Below are 18,410 nucleotides of genomic sequence, written 5' to 3' on the forward strand. Positions count from 1 at the left end.
TGGAAGTGTCTGATCGTTCGAAGGTTAGCGCCGCTAACCCACCCTATGTGCTCCTGCCACCTTCAGACCTGATTGAGAGTCCGACGACAAAACTCGTAGTTCCTGCGACAGACAGCCCTTCGCGAGGCGCCTAGACTGCGCGTCAGTAACCAGGAGTACCCCATGCAAACCATCGAATGGCAGGATTTCGAGAAAGTGGAGCTGCGCGTCGGCACCATTCGCTGCGCTCGTCCCAATGAAAAGGCAGTGAAGCCGGCCTACGTGCTGGACGTGGATCTCGGCGAACTGGGCATCAAGACCTCCAGTGCGCAAATCACCGCGCATTACAGCTGTGGCGAGCTGATTGGTCGTCAGGTGCTGTGCGTGTGCAATTTCGCCCCCAAACGCATCGCCGGGGTACGCTCGGAAGTGCTGGTCACCGGTGTCTATGACAGCGACAACCGTGTCGTCCTCGCCGGGTTCGACCAGCCATTGCCCAACGGTGCGCGCCTGGCATGACGGAACGTAACGCCCTGCTGGCGATTCACCTGGGTGCCCTGCTGTTCGGCCTGTCGGGCATTTTCGGCAAACTGGCGGCGACCACGCCGAACATGATTGCAGGCGGCCGCGCGTTCTTCGCCGTGCTCGCCCTGGGCCTGGCCGCGCTGCTCTGGCGCAGCCGCAATGCGGTTCGCCCGAGCCTACGGCAGATGACTCTGCTGGCACTCGGCGGCCTGCTGCTGGGCACGCATTGGGTCACCTTTTTCGAAGCGGTGAAGGTCTCCGGCGTGGCCATCGCCACCCTCGGCTTCGCCAGCTTCCCGGCCTTCACCGTCCTGCTGGAGGGCCTGCTGTTTCGCGAGCGCACCCGCCCCGGCGAGTTCGCCATGGTCGGCGTGGTATGCGTGGGGCTGATCCTGGTCACGCCCGAGTTCAGCCTGAACAGTGACGCCACAGTCGGATTGCTGTGGGCAGTGTTGTCGGGCTTTCTGTTCGCCCTGCTGTCGCTGCTCAATCGCGCCAGCACCCGTGGCCTCGACCCGGTACAGGCGGCGCTGTACCAGAACGTCGCCGTGTTCATCTGCTTCCTGCCGCTGGCCTGGCCGCTGCTGCCCAGCGTGCGCCCGGTGGACTGGCTGTGGCTGGCCATGCTCGGCATCTTCTGCACCGGCCTGGCACACAGCCTGTTCGTCGCCAGCCTGCGCGTGCTCAAGGCGCGCACCACAGCAGTGATCTTCGCCCTGGAGCCGGTCTACGGGATTCTGTTCGCCTGGTGGCTGTTCAGCGAGCAGCCGACGCTGCGCATGCTGGCCGGAGGCATGCTGATCGTCAGCGCCATCTTCGTTTCGGCGCGGATGGGGCGTTGAACCAAGCGGTGCGCACAGCGCACCCTACCGGTCGTTGTGACCCAGATCGCGACCTGGATCGATCAGATCACGCACCCGCTGCTTGAGCACCTTGGCCTCGGGGAAACCACCATCGGCCTTGCGTTCCCAGATCTGTTGGCCATCGCAGAGGATGCGGAACACGCCGCCGGTGCCCGGCTCCAGGCTGACCCGGCCGAGCTCGTCGGCAAAGGTGCTCAGCAGTTCCTGAGCCAGCCACGCGGCGCGCAGCAGCCACTGACACTGGGTGCAATAGGTGATGACGATTTCGGGCTTCTGATCGGGCATGGCAGCGGCTCTACTGTGGGGCTTGATGCCTATAATAACGGCCTTTGTCTCTGCTCCTGCCGGAATCCATCATGCGCCGCCTGCTCCTTTCGCTGCTTTGCCTGTTCGCTCTGTCCAGCCTGCCTGTCATCGCCGCCGAACGTGTCGGCCTGGTGCTGTCGGGCGGCGCCGCTCGCGGCCTGGCACACATTGGTGTGCTCAAGGCGCTGGAAGAACAAGGCATTCGCATCGACGCCATCGCCGGTACCAGCATGGGCGCCATCGTCGGCGGGCTCTATGCCGCCGGCTATTCGGTGGCTGAGCTTGAGCGCCTGGCGCTGGAACTGGACTGGCAACAGGCGCTGTCCGACTCACCGCCACGCGAGGACATCCCCTTTCGCCGCAAGCAGGACGACCGCGATTTTCTGATCAAGCAGAAACTCAGTTTCCGCGACGACGGCAGCCTTGGCCTGCCGCTGGGCGTGATTCAGGGTCAGAACCTGGCGCTGCTGCTGGAAAGCCTGCTGGTGCATCGCAGCGCCACCCGCGATTTCGATCATCTGCCGATCCCCTATCGCGCCGTGGCCACCGATGTGGTCACGGGTGAACAGGTGATCATGAGCAGCGGCCACCTGCCGCAGGTGATGCGCGCCAGCATGTCGATCCCGGCGGTGTTCGCCCCGGTGGAAGTGGACGGCCGCCTGCTGGTCGACGGCGGCATGGTCAACAATGTGCCAATCGACGTCGCGCGGCAGATGGGCGTCGATTACGTCATCGTCGTCGACCTGGGTATGCCACTGAAACCGGCCAAGGACCTGCTCACCGTGGTCGACGTGATGAATCAGTCGATCAACCTGATGATGCGCAAGAACTCCGAGGCGCAACTCGAAACGCTGGAAGCGGACGACGTACTGATCCTGCCACCTCTGGCTGGCTTCGGCGTCGCCGACTTCAATCGGGGCGAACAGATGATGGAGGCCGGCTATCGCGCCACACAGATTCAGGCAGAGCGTTTGGCTCGCTTGCGCACCGGCAGTGCCGGCAACCCGGCGCTGGCCATGGCGCGCTCGCGCGAACAGCGCACACCGGTGATTCGCGAAATCCACGTGGAGAACGACTCGAAAGTCGGCGATGCAGTGATTCGCCGGCATATTCGCCAACCGCTCGGCGAGCCACTGGACATGGATCGCCTGCAGAAAGACATGGGCACGCTGTACGGCCTGGACTACTTCGAGCGCGTGCAATACCGGGTAGAGCCGCTGGACGAGCGCGGTAGCGCCCTGGTGATCGATGCCCGCGGCAAGCGCACCGGCACCGATTACCTGCGCCTGGGCCTGAATCTGTCGGATGACATGCGTGGCGACAGCCCCTTCAATATCGGCGCCAGTTACCGCATCAACGGCATCAACGAGCTCGGCGCCGAATGGCTGACTCGCTTGCAGTTAGGTGACCGCCAGGAGCTCTACAGCGAGTTCTATCAGCCGCTGGACGCCGGCTCACGTTACTTCGTCGCGCCCTACCTGTTCGGCGAGGCGCAGAACGTCGAAGCGATTCTGGACAACGACCCCATCGCCGAATACCGCCTGGAACGCTACGGCTACGGTCTCAATCTCGGCCGACAGATTGCCAACAATGGCGAGATTCGCTTCGGCATCGCTCAGGCCTGGGGCGAGGCGGATGTCCGCGTAGGCGAGCGCGACCTGCCCAGCTTCAGCTTCAGCGAGGGCTACTACGAACTGCTGTACTCCTTCGACACCCTGGACAACCTCGACTTCCCGCGCACCGGCGAGGATATCGGCCTGATGCTGCGCAAGTACGACCGCGACCTGGGCTCGGACGAGGCATATCGCCAATGGCAACTGAAGCTGGACAAGGCCTACAGCCACGGCCCCAATACCTGGCTGTTCGGCGGTCGCTACGGGCGTACCCTGGATGAAGCGGAGGTGGTCACCTCGGGTTTCATTCTCGGTGGTGCCCAGGAATTGTCGGGCTTTCGTCAGGACTCGCTGAGCGGCCAGAACATGGCCCTGGCACGGATGATCTACTACCGGCGCATGACACAAACCTCGATGCTGCCGCTGAACTTCCCGCTGTACCTGGGCCTGTCGCTGGAGCGCGGCCGTGCCTGGAACAACGACAACGCTTTCGATAGCGGCTATATCAACGCAGCCAGCATCTTCCTCGGCCTGGACACCCCGCTAGGCCCGCTGAACTTCAGCTACGGCTTCAACGACGAGCGGGAGAAGGCGCTGTATCTCAATCTGGGCAAGAGCTTCTGAAACGACCAGGCCGCGACATACGCGCGGCCTCGTCAGGTGTAGCAGCACAAGTCTGTCAGGCGATTTCCGCCAGCAACTGGCGCGCGGCCTTCCTCTGCTCGTCATCGCCGTGATCGATCACCTCGTTGAGGATGTCGCAGGCGGTGGCGATATCGCCCTGTTTGATATAGGCCAGCGCCTGGTTAAGCTGGGCCATGTGCTCCGGATTGCCCGCCAGGTGGTCGATGTCGCCCTGCAGCGCAGCGGTGGCATCGGCATCACCGGCGAAAGCGTCGATGAAGTTGTCATCCAGCGCCGGCACCTCATCACTGAGCACCATTTCCATCTCACTGAAGGCGCTCAACTGCTCGTCTTCATGATGCAGTTCGAACACCTCCGGGAGCTCCTGCAGATTGCTGGCGAACGACGGATCGAACTCCGGTTCTGCAGCAGCCTTGGGTTTGGCCTTGGCGGCAGCAGGGAAAGGGCTGACCAGATCCCAATCGGCATCCAGCGACAGGTCGTCGAGGTTGAGCTGAAAATCAGGTTCGGCCGCAGGCTGCTGCACAGCGATAACCTCGGTCGGTACCTGCTGAGTCACCCGCAGATCAGGATGCCGCGCCTTCAAGGCATCGATGCGTGCGGCGTCGAACGCTTCGGCGCGCAGCACGGCCTCCTCACGCGCGAAGCCCGCCCCGTCGCCCAGCAGCGCCAGAACTTCCAATAGACGGAAGCGCAGATCGCTGCGCTGCGGCTCCTGAGCCAGCGCCTTGCTCAGCTCACCACGGGCCTCGCTGAAGCGACCGTAGGCGATGTAGACATTGGCCGCCTCGAGTGGGTCGACCGGCCCTTGAGCACGCACCGGAGCCGGCGCCGGTACTGCCTTGACCACCGGAGCTGCGCCAACCGCCGCGAGTAGCGGACGAGGCGGTTGCTGCGGTGGCTGCCCCTTGGGTTGTACCTGCACCACCGGCATGGTTTTCTCGCCACGCCGCCGCACGGCCCAGAAAAGCGCACCGAGCAACAGCAGAAGCCCTATACCACCGGCCAACAGGGTCGACCACCAGCCGCGCTCTGCTGCCGCGGGCTCCTCGACACTGACCGGCGCGGCGGCAATGGGCTGGGCGGCCGGCTCGGCGGGCGTGCGCGCAGCCAGCTCAGCCAACTGAGCATCCTTCTGCGCCAATTGCTCCTGCAACTGCTGCAGTTGCAATTGCAGTTGCGCCAAGCCTTGTTGCAGTTGCAGATTTTCCGCCGCCTGGTTGGCCAGCTCCAGATCGACCTGGCGCTGCCTCTCGGCCAGCAGCTCCAGGCTTTCGCTTTGCTGCGGTGCTGGCTCCAGGGCAGCCAGAGGCGCGCTAACGGGCCCTTCGGCAGTGTTTTCAGCGAGCACGGGTGAGGCCTCGGCAGCGACCGGAGCAGCGCTCGGCGGGGCAGCCTCCGCACGGGCGGCATCCGGCAGCAGCAGGTCGGCGCCAGCCTGTAGACGACTTGGATCGCCGCCAGCGAAGGCATTCGGGTTGAGGGCAAGAATGCCCTCCATCAGCGCCTGCTGAGACAGCGTACTGCCCTGCTCACGCAAACGCGCGGCGATGGACCAGAGACTGTCGCCACGGCTGACCTGATGACGGTGCCCAGCAGATGCACGCGGCGGCGTGACCGCTCTGACCGACGAGGCCGGTGCTGCGGTGCGGTTAGAGGGTTGCGATACGGCAGCAGCGCTTGGTGCGGTTACAGCGGAATAAGCCGAAGAACCAGGTGGATCGAGCAGAACCGTATATTCACGTAGTAACTGGCCATTGGGACGCGCCACTTCGACGATGAAGTTCAGGTATGGCTCACGCACCGGACGGTTCGACACCACGCGGATCACACTACGTGATCCCTGCAGAAGCGGCGTGAAACGCAGATCATTGAGAAAGTAGAAGCGCTCCACCCCCGAACGACTGAACACCTCGGCTGGTGCCAGACCGACACGCAGATCCTGCGCGCCCAGATCACCCACTTCCAGCAGCTCGATCTCGGCCTCGAAAGGCTGATTCAGCGCAGAATGCAGCGTGATTTCACCCAAACCAAGCGCCGGAGCCATTCCCGAATAGAGGGCGGACCCCGACGCCAGACCCAACATTAATTGACGCACCCGAGCCATGCGACCTCCAGGGTTATTCGGCTCGAACGCCACCTCCTCGACTTCCTGTCTGAGCATCCCTTGGCCGGGAGGCTGGCGCCCTTGATAGTTCGAGAACGGGCGACAAGGTCCTTGTCGAGGCCGTCTCGAATTGCATTATGGCTACTAATTCACAAAGTAGCGGCTTGGCGGCCAGTTTGCCGATGAAAGCACGGTGCCATCAAGTTGAATCAGTCAAAAATTAGGCAAATAAAAAATACGATCAAAAAAATGATCGGATTTTTGACAGTGCAGGCGGTTCACTTCATCAGGTTGCCGAGCACTCGAGCGTGCACCTGCTGACAGCGACGCAGATCCTCCTCGTCGATACCGGCGAAGACTTCATGGCGCAGCTGGGTGGAAATCGCTTCGATCTTCTCGATCAGAGGCTGCGCATCCGGCTGCAGCGCGATCTTCTTGGCACGGCGGTCTTCGGGTACTGCCACGCGAGTAACCAGCCCCTGACTTTCGAGACTGTCGAGTAGACGCGCCAGCGTCGGCCCCTCTACGCCGACGCTTTGCGCCAATTCACGCTGGGTCGGCATTTCGCTGAAGCGCGCCAGGTGCAGTAGCACCAGCCAGCGAGCCTGGGACAGGCCCAGCCCTACCAGGCGTCTATCGAGTTCGGAACGCCAGGCACGGGATAGCTGGGCAACCTGCATGGCAAAGCGATGTTGATCGGGGTAAGACATGGGCAAGCGGACTCATACAAAGGTCAAAAACTAATTATTAGCCAGCTAGCCATAACCCGATGCGCAGGGCAAGCGCGGATTGCGCCATGAGCGTTGCAGAATGCGACCGGCTCGTTGCGCCCCGACTGCAACTCAGGCCGCCACCCTGTTACGTCCGAAAGCCTTGGCCTCGTATAGCGCTCGGTCGGCCTGCTCGTAGAGCTGGCTCAATTCAGGCTGACTATCCGGACTCAGGCAGGCGACGCCGATAGACATCGTCAGCACATCGGCGCTATCGGAGCCGCGGTGGGCAATGCCCACCTCCTCCAGTGAATGGCGCAGGGCCTCGGCGCGTTGCCTGGCCTCATCGGCACTGATGTCGAACAACAGCAACGCGAACTCCTCACCGCCAAGCCGTACGCCCATATCCAGTGGTCGCCGCGCCGCCTGCTCGATCAGGGCGCCGACACGCTGCAAAGCCGCGTCGCCAGCCTGGTGACCGTAGCAGTCGTTGTAGGCCTTGAAATGGTCGATGTCACAGAGCAGCAACGCAATCGATATACCGTCACGCTGTGCCTGGCGCCACAGGCGCTCGAACTGCCGATTGAAGCTACGACGGTTATGCAGCCCGGTCAGGCTGTCGTGGTAGGCAAGCAGCTGCATCAGATGGCTGATCAGAAAATGCTCACGTGATTTGTATTCCAGGAGGTAGCAACCGACAGCGCCTATAAGATTGCCGAAGACCAGGAACAACAGGTTGTTGATCAACCTCGGAGCAGGCAGCCCTGCGGCCAATTCCGCCAGCACATAGGCGAGCAAAATCACCAGGGAACAGGCAAGAGCCTCGCTCAAGCGCAGGCCGACCAGGAAGTACGCCGCCATGCTCACCAGCAACAGTCCTTCGTAGGGGTAGCCGGGGTCGGCGCGATGGGCAATACCGACAATCATCGCTGCGCCCACGCCGAGTACTAGGATGCAGGTCGTGCTCAGCGGTAGCAGAAGATGGCTGTGGCGACGCCGCAGGATCAGGGTCGCGCAAACCAGCAGGATGACCAGCGCCACCAGGCGCACTGCGATCACCCAGCCCAGGTGCGATGCAGGCACCACCAACATGTCCAACACCGTCAGGGCCAGCCAGATGACCGTGGCGACGCACAGCGCGATACGTTTGAGTTCGAAGCCGTCCTCAAGCATGTGCGCACGATATTCACGCTCGAGAGCGCGGGAAAAACGCAACCGCCGAAACCCCAGGCTCAACTGCTCGGCATAAGGGCTCGGACGAACCTCGTCGTACCAGGCGTGATAGTCAGGCACCCTCACCTCGTTATCTGGCGGCCTGCCCACACCTTAGCCCTGCGATCGAAATGCCGCCAGAATCAGGCTGCCAAGTTTCACCGAGGACACTTAGATCTCGAACTCGGCCTGCAGCGCCGCACGCACGCAGTAGAGCACGGCCTCGTCGACGCGACCGGCGAACAGCGGCGCGACTTCACTCACGGCCGGCAGCTCGCCCTCGCCATCGAGGAAGGTCTCCTGAATCTCGCCCAACAGTTCCTCAGGAAGATCCAGCGCCTGCTCCAGGGTCAGTTGCTGCTGGGCGATTGCCTCGGCTAGCAGGCTGTAGACGTTCTTCTCGGTGCAACCCAACTGGCCGGCGATTTGCGTCGGGGTCATACCGGCGCGAGCCAGGCTGACCAGCTCATGACGCAGATCGGCCACCGGCGGTGGCGTGTCATCCGCGCCGCTGCCATTGAGTACTTCCAGGAAGGCCTGGCCGTAGCGTTCCAGCTTGCGCGCACCGACGCCGCTGACCTCGGCCATTTCACTCAGCGAGCTGGGCTGGCTGCGCAACATTTCCAGCAACGTGGCATCAGGGAAGATCACGTACGGCGGTACGCTGTGCTCTTCGGCCAACTTACGACGCAGACTGCGTAGCGCCTCCCACATATCCCGCTCATGGCCGCGCACCAGTTGGCTTGCGGCGCTACTGGAGGCCTTGGCCGCCTGCGCCGGCTTGGGCTCACGACGCAGTTGCAGGCTGACCTCACCACGCAGCAGCGGCCGGCAGGACTCAGTCAGGCGCAAACCGCCGAAACCGTCCAGATCGACATCGGCCAGGCCGCGGGCGACCAACTGGCGGAACAGGGTTCGCCACTCGACCTCGGAAAAGCCCTTGCCGACGCCGAACACCGCCAGGTGCTGATGGCCGGCGGCGCGAATCTTCTCGTTGTCTCGGCCGAGCAGAATGTCAACCAGATGGCCGACACCATAGCGCTGGCCGCTGCGATAGACCGCCGACAGCGCCTGGCGCGCCGGCTCGGTGGCATCCCAGGTCTCGACGCCGTCGATGCAGTTATCGCAATGCCCGCAGGGCTGAGCCAGTTCCTCGTCGAAATAGCCCAGCAACGCCTGGCGGCGGCAGCGTGTCTCCTCGCACAGGGCGAGCATGGCGTCGAGCTTGTGCTGCTCGATGCGCTTGTGGCGCTCGTCACCTTCGGAATTGTTGAGCATCTGCTTGAGGAAGATCACATCCTGCAGGCCGTAAGCCATCCAGGCATCGGCCGGCAAGCCGTCACGGCCGGCGCGACCGGTCTCCTGGTAGTAGGCCTCCAGCGACTTGGGCAGATCCATGTGGCAGACGAAGCGCACGTTGGGCTTGTCGATGCCCATGCCGAAGGCGATGGTCGCCACCATGATCAGGCCTTCCTCATTGAGAAAGCGCTTCTGGTGATAGGCGCGCAACTCGTTGGGCAGGCCGGCGTGATAAGGCAGCGCCGGAAAGCCCTGGCTGCTGAGAAAGTCGGCGACCTCCTCGACCTTCTTGCGCGACAGGCAGTAGACGATACCGGCATCACCCTTGCGCGCGGCGAGAAAACCCAGCAGCTGCTTGCGCGGCTGATCCTTGGGCTGGATGCGGTAGAAGATGTTCGGCCGGTCGAAGCTCGACAGAAAGCGCTCGGCGTTGTCCAGGTGCAGACGCTGGACGATTTCCTCGCGGGTACGTTTGTCCGCGGTGGCGGTCAGGGCGATACGCGGTACATTGGGAAACAGCTCAGCAAGCTGACCGAGCTGCAGGTACTCAGGCCGGAAATCATGCCCCCACTGCGACACGCAGTGCGCTTCATCGATGGCAAACAGGGCGATATCCAGGCCCTGCAGGAAGCTCAGCATGCGCGGCTGCACCAGCCGCTCGGGCGCCAGGTAGAGCATTTTGATCTGCCCGCGACGGATACGCTCGGCAATCTCACGCTGCTCGTCAGGGCCCAACGTGGAGTTCAGCGCCACGGCTGCCACACCCAACTCCTCGAGGGTGGCCACCTGATCGTCCATCAGCGCGATCAACGGAGAAACCACCACTACCAGGCCCTCGCGCATCAGTGCCGGCACCTGGAAGCACAGCGACTTGCCGCCGCCGGTAGGCATCAACACCAGGGCATCGCCGCCGCCTGCCACGCGCTCGATGATCGCGGCCTGGTTGCCGCGAAAGGCGTCGTAGCCGAAAACGTCTTTGAGAATGCGCATGGCGTGGTCGAGCATGAAGGCCTCCAAATCTGGCCGCGCATTATGCCGCAGGATGGCAGGCAACAGGGCGCCTACCCGTCCGAAGCCGCTGAGTCGCCGCTTTCAGAGCGCGCCGCGCTGGCGCTGGGGCGGCGGTTGACTAGAATCCACCCTCGTGTGCGACACGTTGAACGTGTCGTGCTTGGTTTGGTTAATGCGCCTAGGCACCTTAATCCCTTGCTATCAGGGGGGGTTGAAGCCCGAAAAAGCATTCAACAAACCGGCTCAGCCTGGTTAATCCACACCCTGGAAGCGCTTCGTTTTGGCGGGGATGGATAACAAAAGCTGTATCTGTTCACACCCTAAAATGGGTCAATGAGCGGTTACAGAAACAGAATAGTAACGTTCAGCTATCATCGAATTGCTACTAAAAATGTCTGACCCGAGGGTGAATTTGCCCTCCGGGCAGAACTCATCCGCGCACGTCTGGCAGTGAGCCAATTCACCGTCGTGAAACGTTGGGGGGATGTTGAACCAAGCACGGAGCGAAAAGCTCCGAATCGCATTGCTCAACTTCGCTGGCATAGGAAGCACCGAGCCTGGCATGTACCTGCCAGTTCATTAGATCGGCATGCGTCAGGGGCCAACCCTGGGGTGTGAAGCCGGATTAACCTTATTCCAGTTCCCGAACGCTTCGGGGAGATCTCTCCAGGGGCATCCCGTGCGCATGCGGTACAGCATGCCCTCCACGGTCATTCGTAGATCACGCTTGTTGTAGATGGCCTTGCGCAGCAGAATTTCCCGCAGCTTCGACCAATGCCCATCACTGAGCAATAATCGGGGCATTGTAAACTCGTATCGATGTTGGGTCAGAGCTTCAACGATACGTATTTTCTCATATATATCAACTTATTAGCGCAAAACGGCAACAGCCCCTAGGCTTCGCTGACTTTCCGGAGGCGCGCCATGCAGTCACCCATTCACACCGCCACAACTCTCGACACCCCCCTTGCCGAACTGAGCCATGAAATGGCGCGCCTAGTCGATCGCTTCGCCCCCGAGGACGGCTTGCACCTCACAGCGATTCCTGGCCTGAAGCTGGCACGCGCCACGACACCCAGCCTGCCGATGCAGACAGTCTACGACCCCTGCCTGTGCATCATCGCCCAGGGCCGTAAAGAGATACGTCTGGGTGACGAACTCTACGTCTATGATCCGTTGAATTATCTGGTGGCGTCGGTGGTGCTGCCGGTAACCGGCCGGGTTATCGAGGCCAGCCCGGATCACCCCTATCTGAGCATCGCTCTGGAGATTGATCCCGCGCTGATCAGCAGCCTGCTCACCGAAATGCCAGCGATTCCGGCCCCGGACGCGGCTTCCCAGCGGGCGCTGTTTCTCGATCGCATCGACCCACGCTTGCTGGATGCGGTGATCCGCCTGCTGCGCCTGCTGGAAACCCCATCCGACATCGCCATGCTGGCGCCATTGGCATTGCGCGAGATTTTCTACCGCCTGCTGCTCAGCCCGCAGGGCCATCGCCTGCATGAAGTGGTGATCGCCGACAGCCAAAGCCAGCGCATCTCCCGCGCCATCGAGTGGCTGCGCAAGAATTTCGATCAGCCGCTGCGGATCGAGGAACTGGCCCGCGAGGTGAACCTGAGCCCCTCGACCCTGCACCATAGATTCAAGACGGTCACAGCGTTCAGCCCGCTGCAGTACCAGAAGCAGCTACGCCTGCAGGAGGCTCGCCGACTGATGCTGTGCGACAACCTCGAAGCGGCAGCGGCCAGCTACCGCGTCGGCTACGAAAGCCCATCGCAGTTCAGCCGCGAGTACAGCCGTCTGTTCGGCGATCCGCCGCAACGCGACATCGCCCGCCTGCGCCAGGCCGCGCAGAACCAGGTCGCTTCCTGATAACCGCACAAGGACCATGCCGCCCGTGGGAGGCGCTTCAGCGGCGAGCTTTTCCGCCCTTTTTGAGGATGATCGCGGCTAAAGCCCCACCCACTGCGCGTCCGGCTACAGCCCCATCTGCTTGGCGATGATCTCGTTCATGATCTCGCGCGTACCGCCGCCAATGGAGAGGATTCGATTGTCGCGGTATAGGCGCTCGACCAGGGTTTCGCGCATGTAACCCATGCCACCCATGATCTGCACCGCATCGTAGGTCAGGCGATCAGCAATATCGGTGGCGAAGTTCTTGGCCATGGAAATCTCCTTGATCACGCTCCTGCCGGCGGCCATTTGAGCGGCCTGGCAGTAGGTGAACTCGCGGGAAACCTCCAGTTGCGTGGCCATCTCGGCCAGGCGGTGCTTGAGCACCTGGAACTTGCCCACCGGCTTGCCGAACGCCTGGCGCTCGCGCGCCCATTTCAGCGACTCCTGCAGGGCCAGTTGTGCGGTCATGTTGGCCATGATCGCCAGGCTCAGGCGCTCGCTCTGGAAGTTGGCCATGATGCAGGCGAAACCGGCATTCTCCACGCCGATCAGGTTCTCCACCGGCACCTTGCAGTCGTCAAAGAACAGTTCGGCGGTATCCGACGCCCACCAACCCATCTTCTTCAGCTTGCGACCGACGCTGAAACCCGGCGTGCCCTTCTCCACCAGCAGCAGGCTGACGCCACCGAAGCCCTCACCGCCGGTGCGCACCGCCACCGTGTAGTAATCGGCACGCACGCCGCTGGTGATGAAGGTCTTGCTGCCATTGACGCGGTAGTGATCGCCATCGCGCACAGCGCGGGTCTTGAGATTGGCCACGTCGGAGCCACCGGTGGGCTCGGTCACCGCCAGCGCCATGATCTTCTCGCCGGCCAGTACCTGCGGCACCACGCGCTCACGCACGACGGGCTTGGCCCATTTGACGATGGGTGGCAGGCCGATATCCAGCGAACCGAGCCCGGCCACCAGGCCGCCGGAGCCACTGCGCATCAGTTCCTCGCTGGCCGCCACTTTGGCGAACACGTCTCCCTCGTGACTGCCGCCTAACTGCTCTGGGTAGCCGATACCGAGAATGCCCGCAGCGCCGGCCTTGAGGTACAGCTCACGAGGAAACTCCTCTGCCTCTTCCCACTCGTCGATATACGGCAGGATTTCACGCTCGACGAAACGCCGGACGGAATCACGAACCAATTGGTGGGACTCATCGAAATACGACAGAGAGGCGGCCATGCGGGTACTCCCGTTATTATTTTGGCCACCCTAACCTAGCGCTTGCTTGGTTTTCAAGCGAGCGTTTCATTTCTGCTCGCGCAACGCCTTTCTCACCCGCTCGCCCATCTCGTAGGCTGGCCCTTCCACCGACTGGAAATTGCGCGTGTAACGCTGGGCGAAGCCATCGGTGCCCCACTCGCGGTATTGCTGCACATGCCACAATTCATGCGCCCACAGCGCCGCATCCTGCTCAGCGGCAGCGGCGTTGCGAAACACCACCACATCGACCAGCGTCACGGCCTGCACATCGGGGTTCTGCAGCATGACGGTGGCGGCGTCCATCTCGTCGGTGATGCCCACGCGAAAGCGCACTTCATCAAGCAACGCATCGTCGTAGAACGGCGCGAGCTGGGCACGAATCATCAGAGGGATAGGTTCGGTGCCGGCTCGCAGTGCTGCCTGGCGAGATTGCAGCAACCAGGCTTCGAGACGCGCCGCCGCCATATTCAGGCCATTTTCACGCACCCGTACCGGATCGGGCACGCACAAGCAGGAAGCGCCCAGACACACCTGTACCTGCCCGTTCGGACATTGAGCCTGTGCGGCCAGAGGCGCCCCGAGCAGGAGCAGCAGAGCAATACGGCGCAGAGTGTCGGTGGTCACTGGCACTCCGAATCGAGAGGGTTTGACTGCTTACAGGCTGATCGGGCGCCGACCAGCCAAGGCATGGGCCAGGGTGCCGCCGTCGACCAGTTCCAGTTCGCCACCGAGCGGCATGCCATGGGCGATGCGCGAGGCGACCAGACCTTTGCCAACAAGAACTTGGGCGATGTAGTGCGCCGTGGCCTCGCCTTCCACCGTCGGGTTGGTGGCCAGGATCACTTCGCTGAAAGCACCGGCATCGATGCGCTCCAGCAGCGCAGGAATACCGATGGCCTCTGGCCCCAGACCATCAAGCGGTGACAGATGCCCCTTGAGCACGAAGTAACGGCCGCGAAAACCAGTCTGTTCCACTGCGTGCACATCCATTGGACCTTCCACCACACACAGCAGGCTGTCGTCGCGGCGCTCGTCCAGGCACAGCTGGCAGATTTCGTCCTCGCTCAGGCTGCGGCAGCGCTTGCAGTGCCCCACGCCTTCCATCGCCGCATTCAGCGCCTGCGCCAGACGCAGACCGCCACTGCGATCGCGCTCGAGCAACTGCAACGCCATGCGTTGCGCGGTCTTCTGCCCAACACCGGGCAGGATGCGCAGAGAGTCGATCAACTGGCGAATCAGGGGGCTGAAGCTCATGGCGTTCCTGCAAGGGTGAGCGGGGAAAGATCTGGTGGGCTAAAGCCCACCCTACGGATTTGCAACGAGCAGATTCCCGGATTGCATCTCATTGGGCTACGAGCCGGCCCAGTCGACACGGCAAGAGTGGCGATCAGGCAGCGTGCAGGGCAAGTTCGCCGGCAACGCCGCCATGTGCGTCGACTGGACGGCACGAAGCCTATCAGAAGGGCATTTTGAAGCCGGGGGGAAGCTGCATCCCTGCGGTCATGCCAGACATTTTTTCCTGGCTGTTCTGCTCAACCTTGCGCACGGCATCGTTGACCGCTGCAGCAATCAGGTCTTCCAGCACTTCCTTGTCTTCCTGCATCAGGCTGTCGTCCAGGGTGATGCGCTTGACGTCGTGACGACCGGTCATCACCACGCTGACCAGGCCGGCGCCGGACTGGCCGGTAACTTCAGCGTTGGCCAGTTCTTCCTGCATCTTCTGCATTTTTTCCTGCATTTGCTGAGCCTGCTTCATCAGGCCTGCCATGCCACCTTTCATCATGTCGGTATCCTCGGTGTTCGGGGTTAAACAAGTCGTTGAAACGACCGGTTAGCTGGGAGTATCGATAGGTTCGATGCTGTCGTCGCGCACCTTGGCGGAGAACTGTTGAATCATCTGCTGCACCAGTGGATCGGCATGGATCGACGCTTCAGCGCTGCGCTGGCGCTCGGCACGACGACGGGCTGCCGCCTGTGCCGGAGTTTCCTGCTCGGGCTTGCACAGCTCGATGCGCAGTCTGATGCTACGACCCTGCTGCTGGTTCAGCGCCTCATTAAGACGGCGCTGCTGGGTCGGGTTGAACAGCGCACTGTGCGCCGGGTCCAGGTGCAACAGCCAGTCATCGCCGTTGGCTTCGATGAGCGTACAGTTGGCCGCAATGCTGCCGGTCATGCCACCCAAACCCAACTGGGGGAACAACGACAACCATTCCGCCGCCAGACCGGTAGCCGGCTGGGCGGCCGGCAGGGGTTCTTCGATCGTCGGCATAACGGCTTCAGGCTGGCCAAAGTCGTAGTCGAGCGTTTCGGCATCCATTTCGACATAGTCGTAGTCACCGGGTGGCGGCTCGTCATCATTGCCGTCCGTATCGGCCATGGGCTGCACGATTTCGCTCGCCATGGGTGCAACTACAGGCGCTGCGGCTGACTCAGCCGCCACAACGGGTGCGGCCACAGCTGGCTCGGTAATGGCAACAGGCTGAGCGGGCACCACAACCTTCTCGGGCACCTCGGTCGTGTCCCATGGCACATCGACGACTGCTGCCGCCTCAGGAGCGGCAGGCTCGGGCTCGGGCTCGGGCTCGGGCTCGGGCTCGGGCTCGGGTGACAGGCTGGCGGCTGGCGCCACAGGGATGTCAACCACAGGCGCCGGTTCGGCTACGGCTGGCTCTGAGAGCGCAGCGGCGACGGACAGGCTGGACTCGACGAGAGCTGGAGCGGCGGATAGCGGCACCTCCGCACTTGCCGGCACAGAAACCATGGGAGCCGACATAGCGCTGCCGGCCACTGGGCTTTGTTGGGGGTCAGCAGTGGCCTGGCTGATCCCCAAGGGCTTTAGCGTGACCTTGGGCGCATCGTCGGCGCCCGCCGGGCGGAAAGCCAGCATGCGCAGCAGCACCATTTCGAAACCACCGCGCGGATCCGGCGCCAGCGGCAGGTCGCGGCGGCCGATCAGCCCCATCTGATAATAAAACTGCACATCTTCAGCCGGCAGCGCCTGGGCCAACTGTAGTACGCGCTCACGGTCGCCCTGGCCATTGTCCACGGCTTCTGGCAGCGCCTGAGCGATGGCCACGCGATGCAACACGTTGAGCATTTCCGCCAGCACGCCATTCCAGTCCGGCCCCTGCTCGGCGAGATGCCGCACCGCCTCGATCAGCGCCCGCGCATCGCCTTCGATCAGGGCATGCAACACGCCGTAAACCTGACCATGGTCAAGCGTACCGAGCATGGCGCGCACGTCGGCCGCCAGCACCTTGCCCTCGCCGAAGGCAATCGCCTGGTCGGTCAGGCTCATGGCGTCGCGCATCGAGCCATCGGCAGCACGACCGAGCAACCACAGGGCATCGTCCTCGAAGGGGACGTTCTCGGCGGTCAGTACATGGGTCAGGTGCTCGACCACCCGCTCCGGCGGCATATTCTTCAACGAGAACTGCAGGCAGCGCGACAGCACGGTAACCGGCAGCTTCTGCGGGTCGGTGGTGGCGAGCAGGAATTTGACGTGGGGCGGCGGCTCCTCCAGGGTCTTCAACAGGGCGTTGAAGGAACTGGTGGAGAGCATGTGCACTTCGTCGATCAGGTAGACCTTGAAGCGCCCGCGACTCGGCGAGTACTGCACATTGTCGAGCAGCTCACGGGTGTCTTCGACCTTGGTGCGGCTGGCGGCGTCCACTTCGATCAGGTCGACGAAACGCCCCTCATCGATTTCCCGACATACCGAGCAGGTGCCGCAAGGGGTGGAACTGATGCCGGTTTCGCAGTTCAGGCACTTGGCGATGATCCGCGCAATAGTGGTCTTGCCCACACCACGCGTGCCGGTGAATAAATAGGCATGGTGCAGGCGCTGGCTGTCCAGGGCGTTGATCAGGGCTTTGAGCACATGCGTCTGGCCGACCATTTCGCGGAACGAGCGCGGACGCCATTTACGTGCAAGAACCTGATAACTCATGGAAAACCGTCATATGAGGAAAGCAAAAGTGGGCTAATGCTAGCGGAGCAACCGGCAAATTGCATCCGCCACCCGCATGTGTGGAGCTGCATCACCCTGACTTGAGAAATAGTGCTGGTTATTTCTTGCACAACGCATTATCATCCGCGCCGTTCGTACCACGCTGCAAGTCAAAAAGGCCTTCGCGCCCCCTCGCTGGTTTCCCGGTTCAACGTCTAGCGCTGTTTCGCGCTACCGCCCTACCCGATCCCATCCGCTGACTGATCAGGCCGACTCGCCACTTACTGGCGCAGATCCTCCGCCTGCCTCCGACGTACCGACCACGCCTAAGAACCGTAACATTGGAACTTTATCGTGCTAACCAAGCTCCGATGGTTCGACATGCTATGGCCGCTTTTCGGCCAACCACATGGAGCTACACCACGCGCAACGAAGCGCACATGCTTTAAGGAAGTACCTAAGAATGAATGCTCAACATCAAATTCAGAAAGCCATCAGCACCCTGACTCACGCCTTCGCGCCGTTCGACTGCCGCATCCAGGCAACGCGCAAGGGCAGCTTCAGCTTCACCCTGGTCGACAAGACCGGTATCGCCCAGTACAGCCAGCGTCTTTACCCAGGCCAGTACAGCGACGAATCGCTGCAACAGGTGATCGAGCGTACCCGCCAGTCGCTCACTGCCTGAACTAAGTCATCATCCTGAGGTCGAAGGAGATCAACCATCAGGATGGAGTAGGACATGGAACTCACCAACCAACAGCTCGTCGATCACCTGTTCAATCCGTTGCGTGTCAGCTTCAGCTCACCGCGCCCGGACGGCAGCATCATCCTCGCCCTGCTCGACGAGAGCGACAGCACTGTCTACAGCCGCGTCCTGGCCAAGCCACAGATCAACGACCAGAATGCCTTCGCCCAAAGCCTGGAAGAAATCCGCCTGGAACTGGCTGTACGCGCCGGCAATATCCCAGCCGATCTGCGCAAGATGCTCAAGGAACAGGACAGCGTGTTGAATTACCGCATCGCCTGAACCTGCAAACAGCCGAA

Annotated in this window: 16 protein-coding genes and 1 pseudogene; 6 read left to right on the forward strand and 11 right to left on the reverse strand. The window is 62.2% G+C overall.

Features of this window, described 5'->3' with window-relative positions:
* The first annotated feature begins 162 nt into the window (after nt 1-162).
* Nucleotides 163-498, forward strand: a complete 336-nt coding sequence (locus DBO86_RS23060; protein ID WP_108234964.1) for a tRNA-binding protein — start codon at nt 163-165, stop codon at nt 496-498.
* Entirely contained in the window at nt 495-1,346 is an 852-nt protein-coding gene (locus tag DBO86_RS23065; protein WP_108234965.1) for a DMT family transporter, read from the forward strand. The genes DBO86_RS23060 and DBO86_RS23065 overlap by 4 nt, the downstream gene beginning before the upstream one ends.
* A gap of 24 nt (nt 1,347-1,370) precedes the next feature.
* Here DBO86_RS23065 and DBO86_RS23070 read toward each other — a convergent pair whose 3' ends face one another.
* Entirely contained in the window at nt 1,371-1,652 is a 282-nt protein-coding gene (locus DBO86_RS23070; RefSeq protein ID WP_003460942.1) for an Rdx family protein, read from the reverse strand.
* A gap of 71 nt (nt 1,653-1,723) precedes the next feature.
* On the opposite strand from DBO86_RS23070, the gene DBO86_RS23075 reads away from it, so the two are divergent.
* Nucleotides 1,724-3,910: a patatin-like phospholipase family protein gene (locus DBO86_RS23075; RefSeq protein WP_003460941.1), complete on the forward strand. Its 2,187-nt coding sequence runs from the start codon at nt 1,724-1,726 to the stop codon at nt 3,908-3,910.
* Between the two features lie 55 nt (nt 3,911-3,965).
* On the opposite strand, the gene DBO86_RS23080 is transcribed toward DBO86_RS23075, so the two are convergent.
* From DBO86_RS23080 to DBO86_RS23100, 5 genes and pseudogenes are all read right to left on the reverse strand, one after another.
* Nucleotides 3,966-5,960: a FimV/HubP family polar landmark protein gene (locus DBO86_RS23080; RefSeq protein ID WP_482764210.1), complete on the reverse strand. Its 1,995-nt coding sequence runs from the start codon at nt 5,958-5,960 to the stop codon at nt 3,966-3,968.
* 356 nt (nt 5,961-6,316) lie between these two features.
* On the reverse strand, nt 6,317-6,748 hold the full coding sequence (locus DBO86_RS23085; protein WP_003460939.1) for a MarR family transcriptional regulator: 432 nt from the start codon (nt 6,746-6,748) through the stop codon (nt 6,317-6,319).
* A 132-nt stretch (nt 6,749-6,880) separates the two neighbouring features.
* Nucleotides 6,881-8,041 carry a GGDEF domain-containing protein gene (locus DBO86_RS23090; protein ID WP_108234967.1) on the reverse strand — a complete coding sequence of 387 codons (1,161 nt, stop codon included), beginning with the start codon at nt 8,039-8,041 and terminating at the stop codon, nt 6,881-6,883.
* A gap of 90 nt (nt 8,042-8,131) precedes the next feature.
* A complete protein-coding gene (gene recQ, locus DBO86_RS23095) occupies nt 8,132-10,264 on the reverse strand; it encodes a DNA helicase RecQ (protein WP_108234968.1) in 2,133 nt (710 codons plus the stop codon).
* A 633-nt stretch (nt 10,265-10,897) separates the two neighbouring features.
* Nucleotides 10,898-11,074, reverse strand: a pseudogene (locus tag DBO86_RS23100) (transposase); the annotation flags it as partial.
* Between the two features lie 120 nt (nt 11,075-11,194).
* On the opposite strand from DBO86_RS23100, the gene DBO86_RS23105 reads away from it, so the two are divergent.
* Nucleotides 11,195-12,142, forward strand: a complete 948-nt coding sequence (locus DBO86_RS23105) for an AraC family transcriptional regulator (RefSeq protein ID WP_108234969.1) — start codon at nt 11,195-11,197, stop codon at nt 12,140-12,142.
* A 105-nt stretch (nt 12,143-12,247) separates the two neighbouring features.
* Here the strand turns inward: DBO86_RS23105 and DBO86_RS23110 are convergent, their stop codons facing one another.
* The 5 genes from DBO86_RS23110 to dnaX all read right to left on the reverse strand — a co-directional run bounded on the left by DBO86_RS23110 (nt 12,248) and on the right by dnaX (nt 17,366).
* Entirely contained in the window at nt 12,248-13,396 is a 1,149-nt protein-coding gene (locus DBO86_RS23110) for an acyl-CoA dehydrogenase family protein (RefSeq protein WP_108234970.1), read from the reverse strand.
* 66 nt (nt 13,397-13,462) lie between these two features.
* Nucleotides 13,463-14,041 carry an eCIS core domain-containing protein gene (locus DBO86_RS23115; protein WP_003460933.1) on the reverse strand — a complete coding sequence of 193 codons (579 nt, stop codon included), beginning with the start codon at nt 14,039-14,041 and terminating at the stop codon, nt 13,463-13,465.
* A 30-nt stretch (nt 14,042-14,071) separates the two neighbouring features.
* Nucleotides 14,072-14,671: a recombination mediator RecR gene (gene recR / locus DBO86_RS23120; RefSeq protein WP_108234971.1), complete on the reverse strand. Its 600-nt coding sequence runs from the start codon at nt 14,669-14,671 to the stop codon at nt 14,072-14,074.
* A 202-nt stretch (nt 14,672-14,873) separates the two neighbouring features.
* Nucleotides 14,874-15,200 carry a YbaB/EbfC family nucleoid-associated protein gene (locus tag DBO86_RS23125; RefSeq protein WP_003460931.1) on the reverse strand — a complete coding sequence of 109 codons (327 nt, stop codon included), beginning with the start codon at nt 15,198-15,200 and terminating at the stop codon, nt 14,874-14,876.
* A 48-nt stretch (nt 15,201-15,248) separates the two neighbouring features.
* Nucleotides 15,249-17,366, reverse strand: coding sequence for a DNA polymerase III subunit gamma/tau (gene dnaX / locus DBO86_RS23130; protein WP_108234972.1), 2,118 nt, complete (start codon nt 17,364-17,366; stop codon nt 15,249-15,251).
* A 463-nt stretch (nt 17,367-17,829) separates the two neighbouring features.
* On the opposite strand from dnaX, the gene DBO86_RS23135 reads away from it, so the two are divergent.
* Together DBO86_RS23135 and DBO86_RS23140 are read left to right on the forward strand one after the other, a co-directional pair.
* Nucleotides 17,830-18,051 (forward strand): hypothetical protein, encoded by a 222-nt coding sequence (locus tag DBO86_RS23135; protein WP_003460929.1) that lies wholly within the window; start codon nt 17,830-17,832, stop codon nt 18,049-18,051.
* 54 nt (nt 18,052-18,105) lie between these two features.
* Entirely contained in the window at nt 18,106-18,393 is a 288-nt protein-coding gene (locus DBO86_RS23140; protein ID WP_003460928.1) for a DUF3509 domain-containing protein, read from the forward strand.
* The last annotated feature ends 17 nt before the right edge of the window (nt 18,394-18,410 follow it).

Origin of the sequence: Ectopseudomonas oleovorans (genome assembly GCF_003052605.1) — a bacterium.
Taxonomy (GTDB): Bacteria; Pseudomonadota; Gammaproteobacteria; order Pseudomonadales; family Pseudomonadaceae; genus Aquipseudomonas; species Aquipseudomonas oleovorans_A.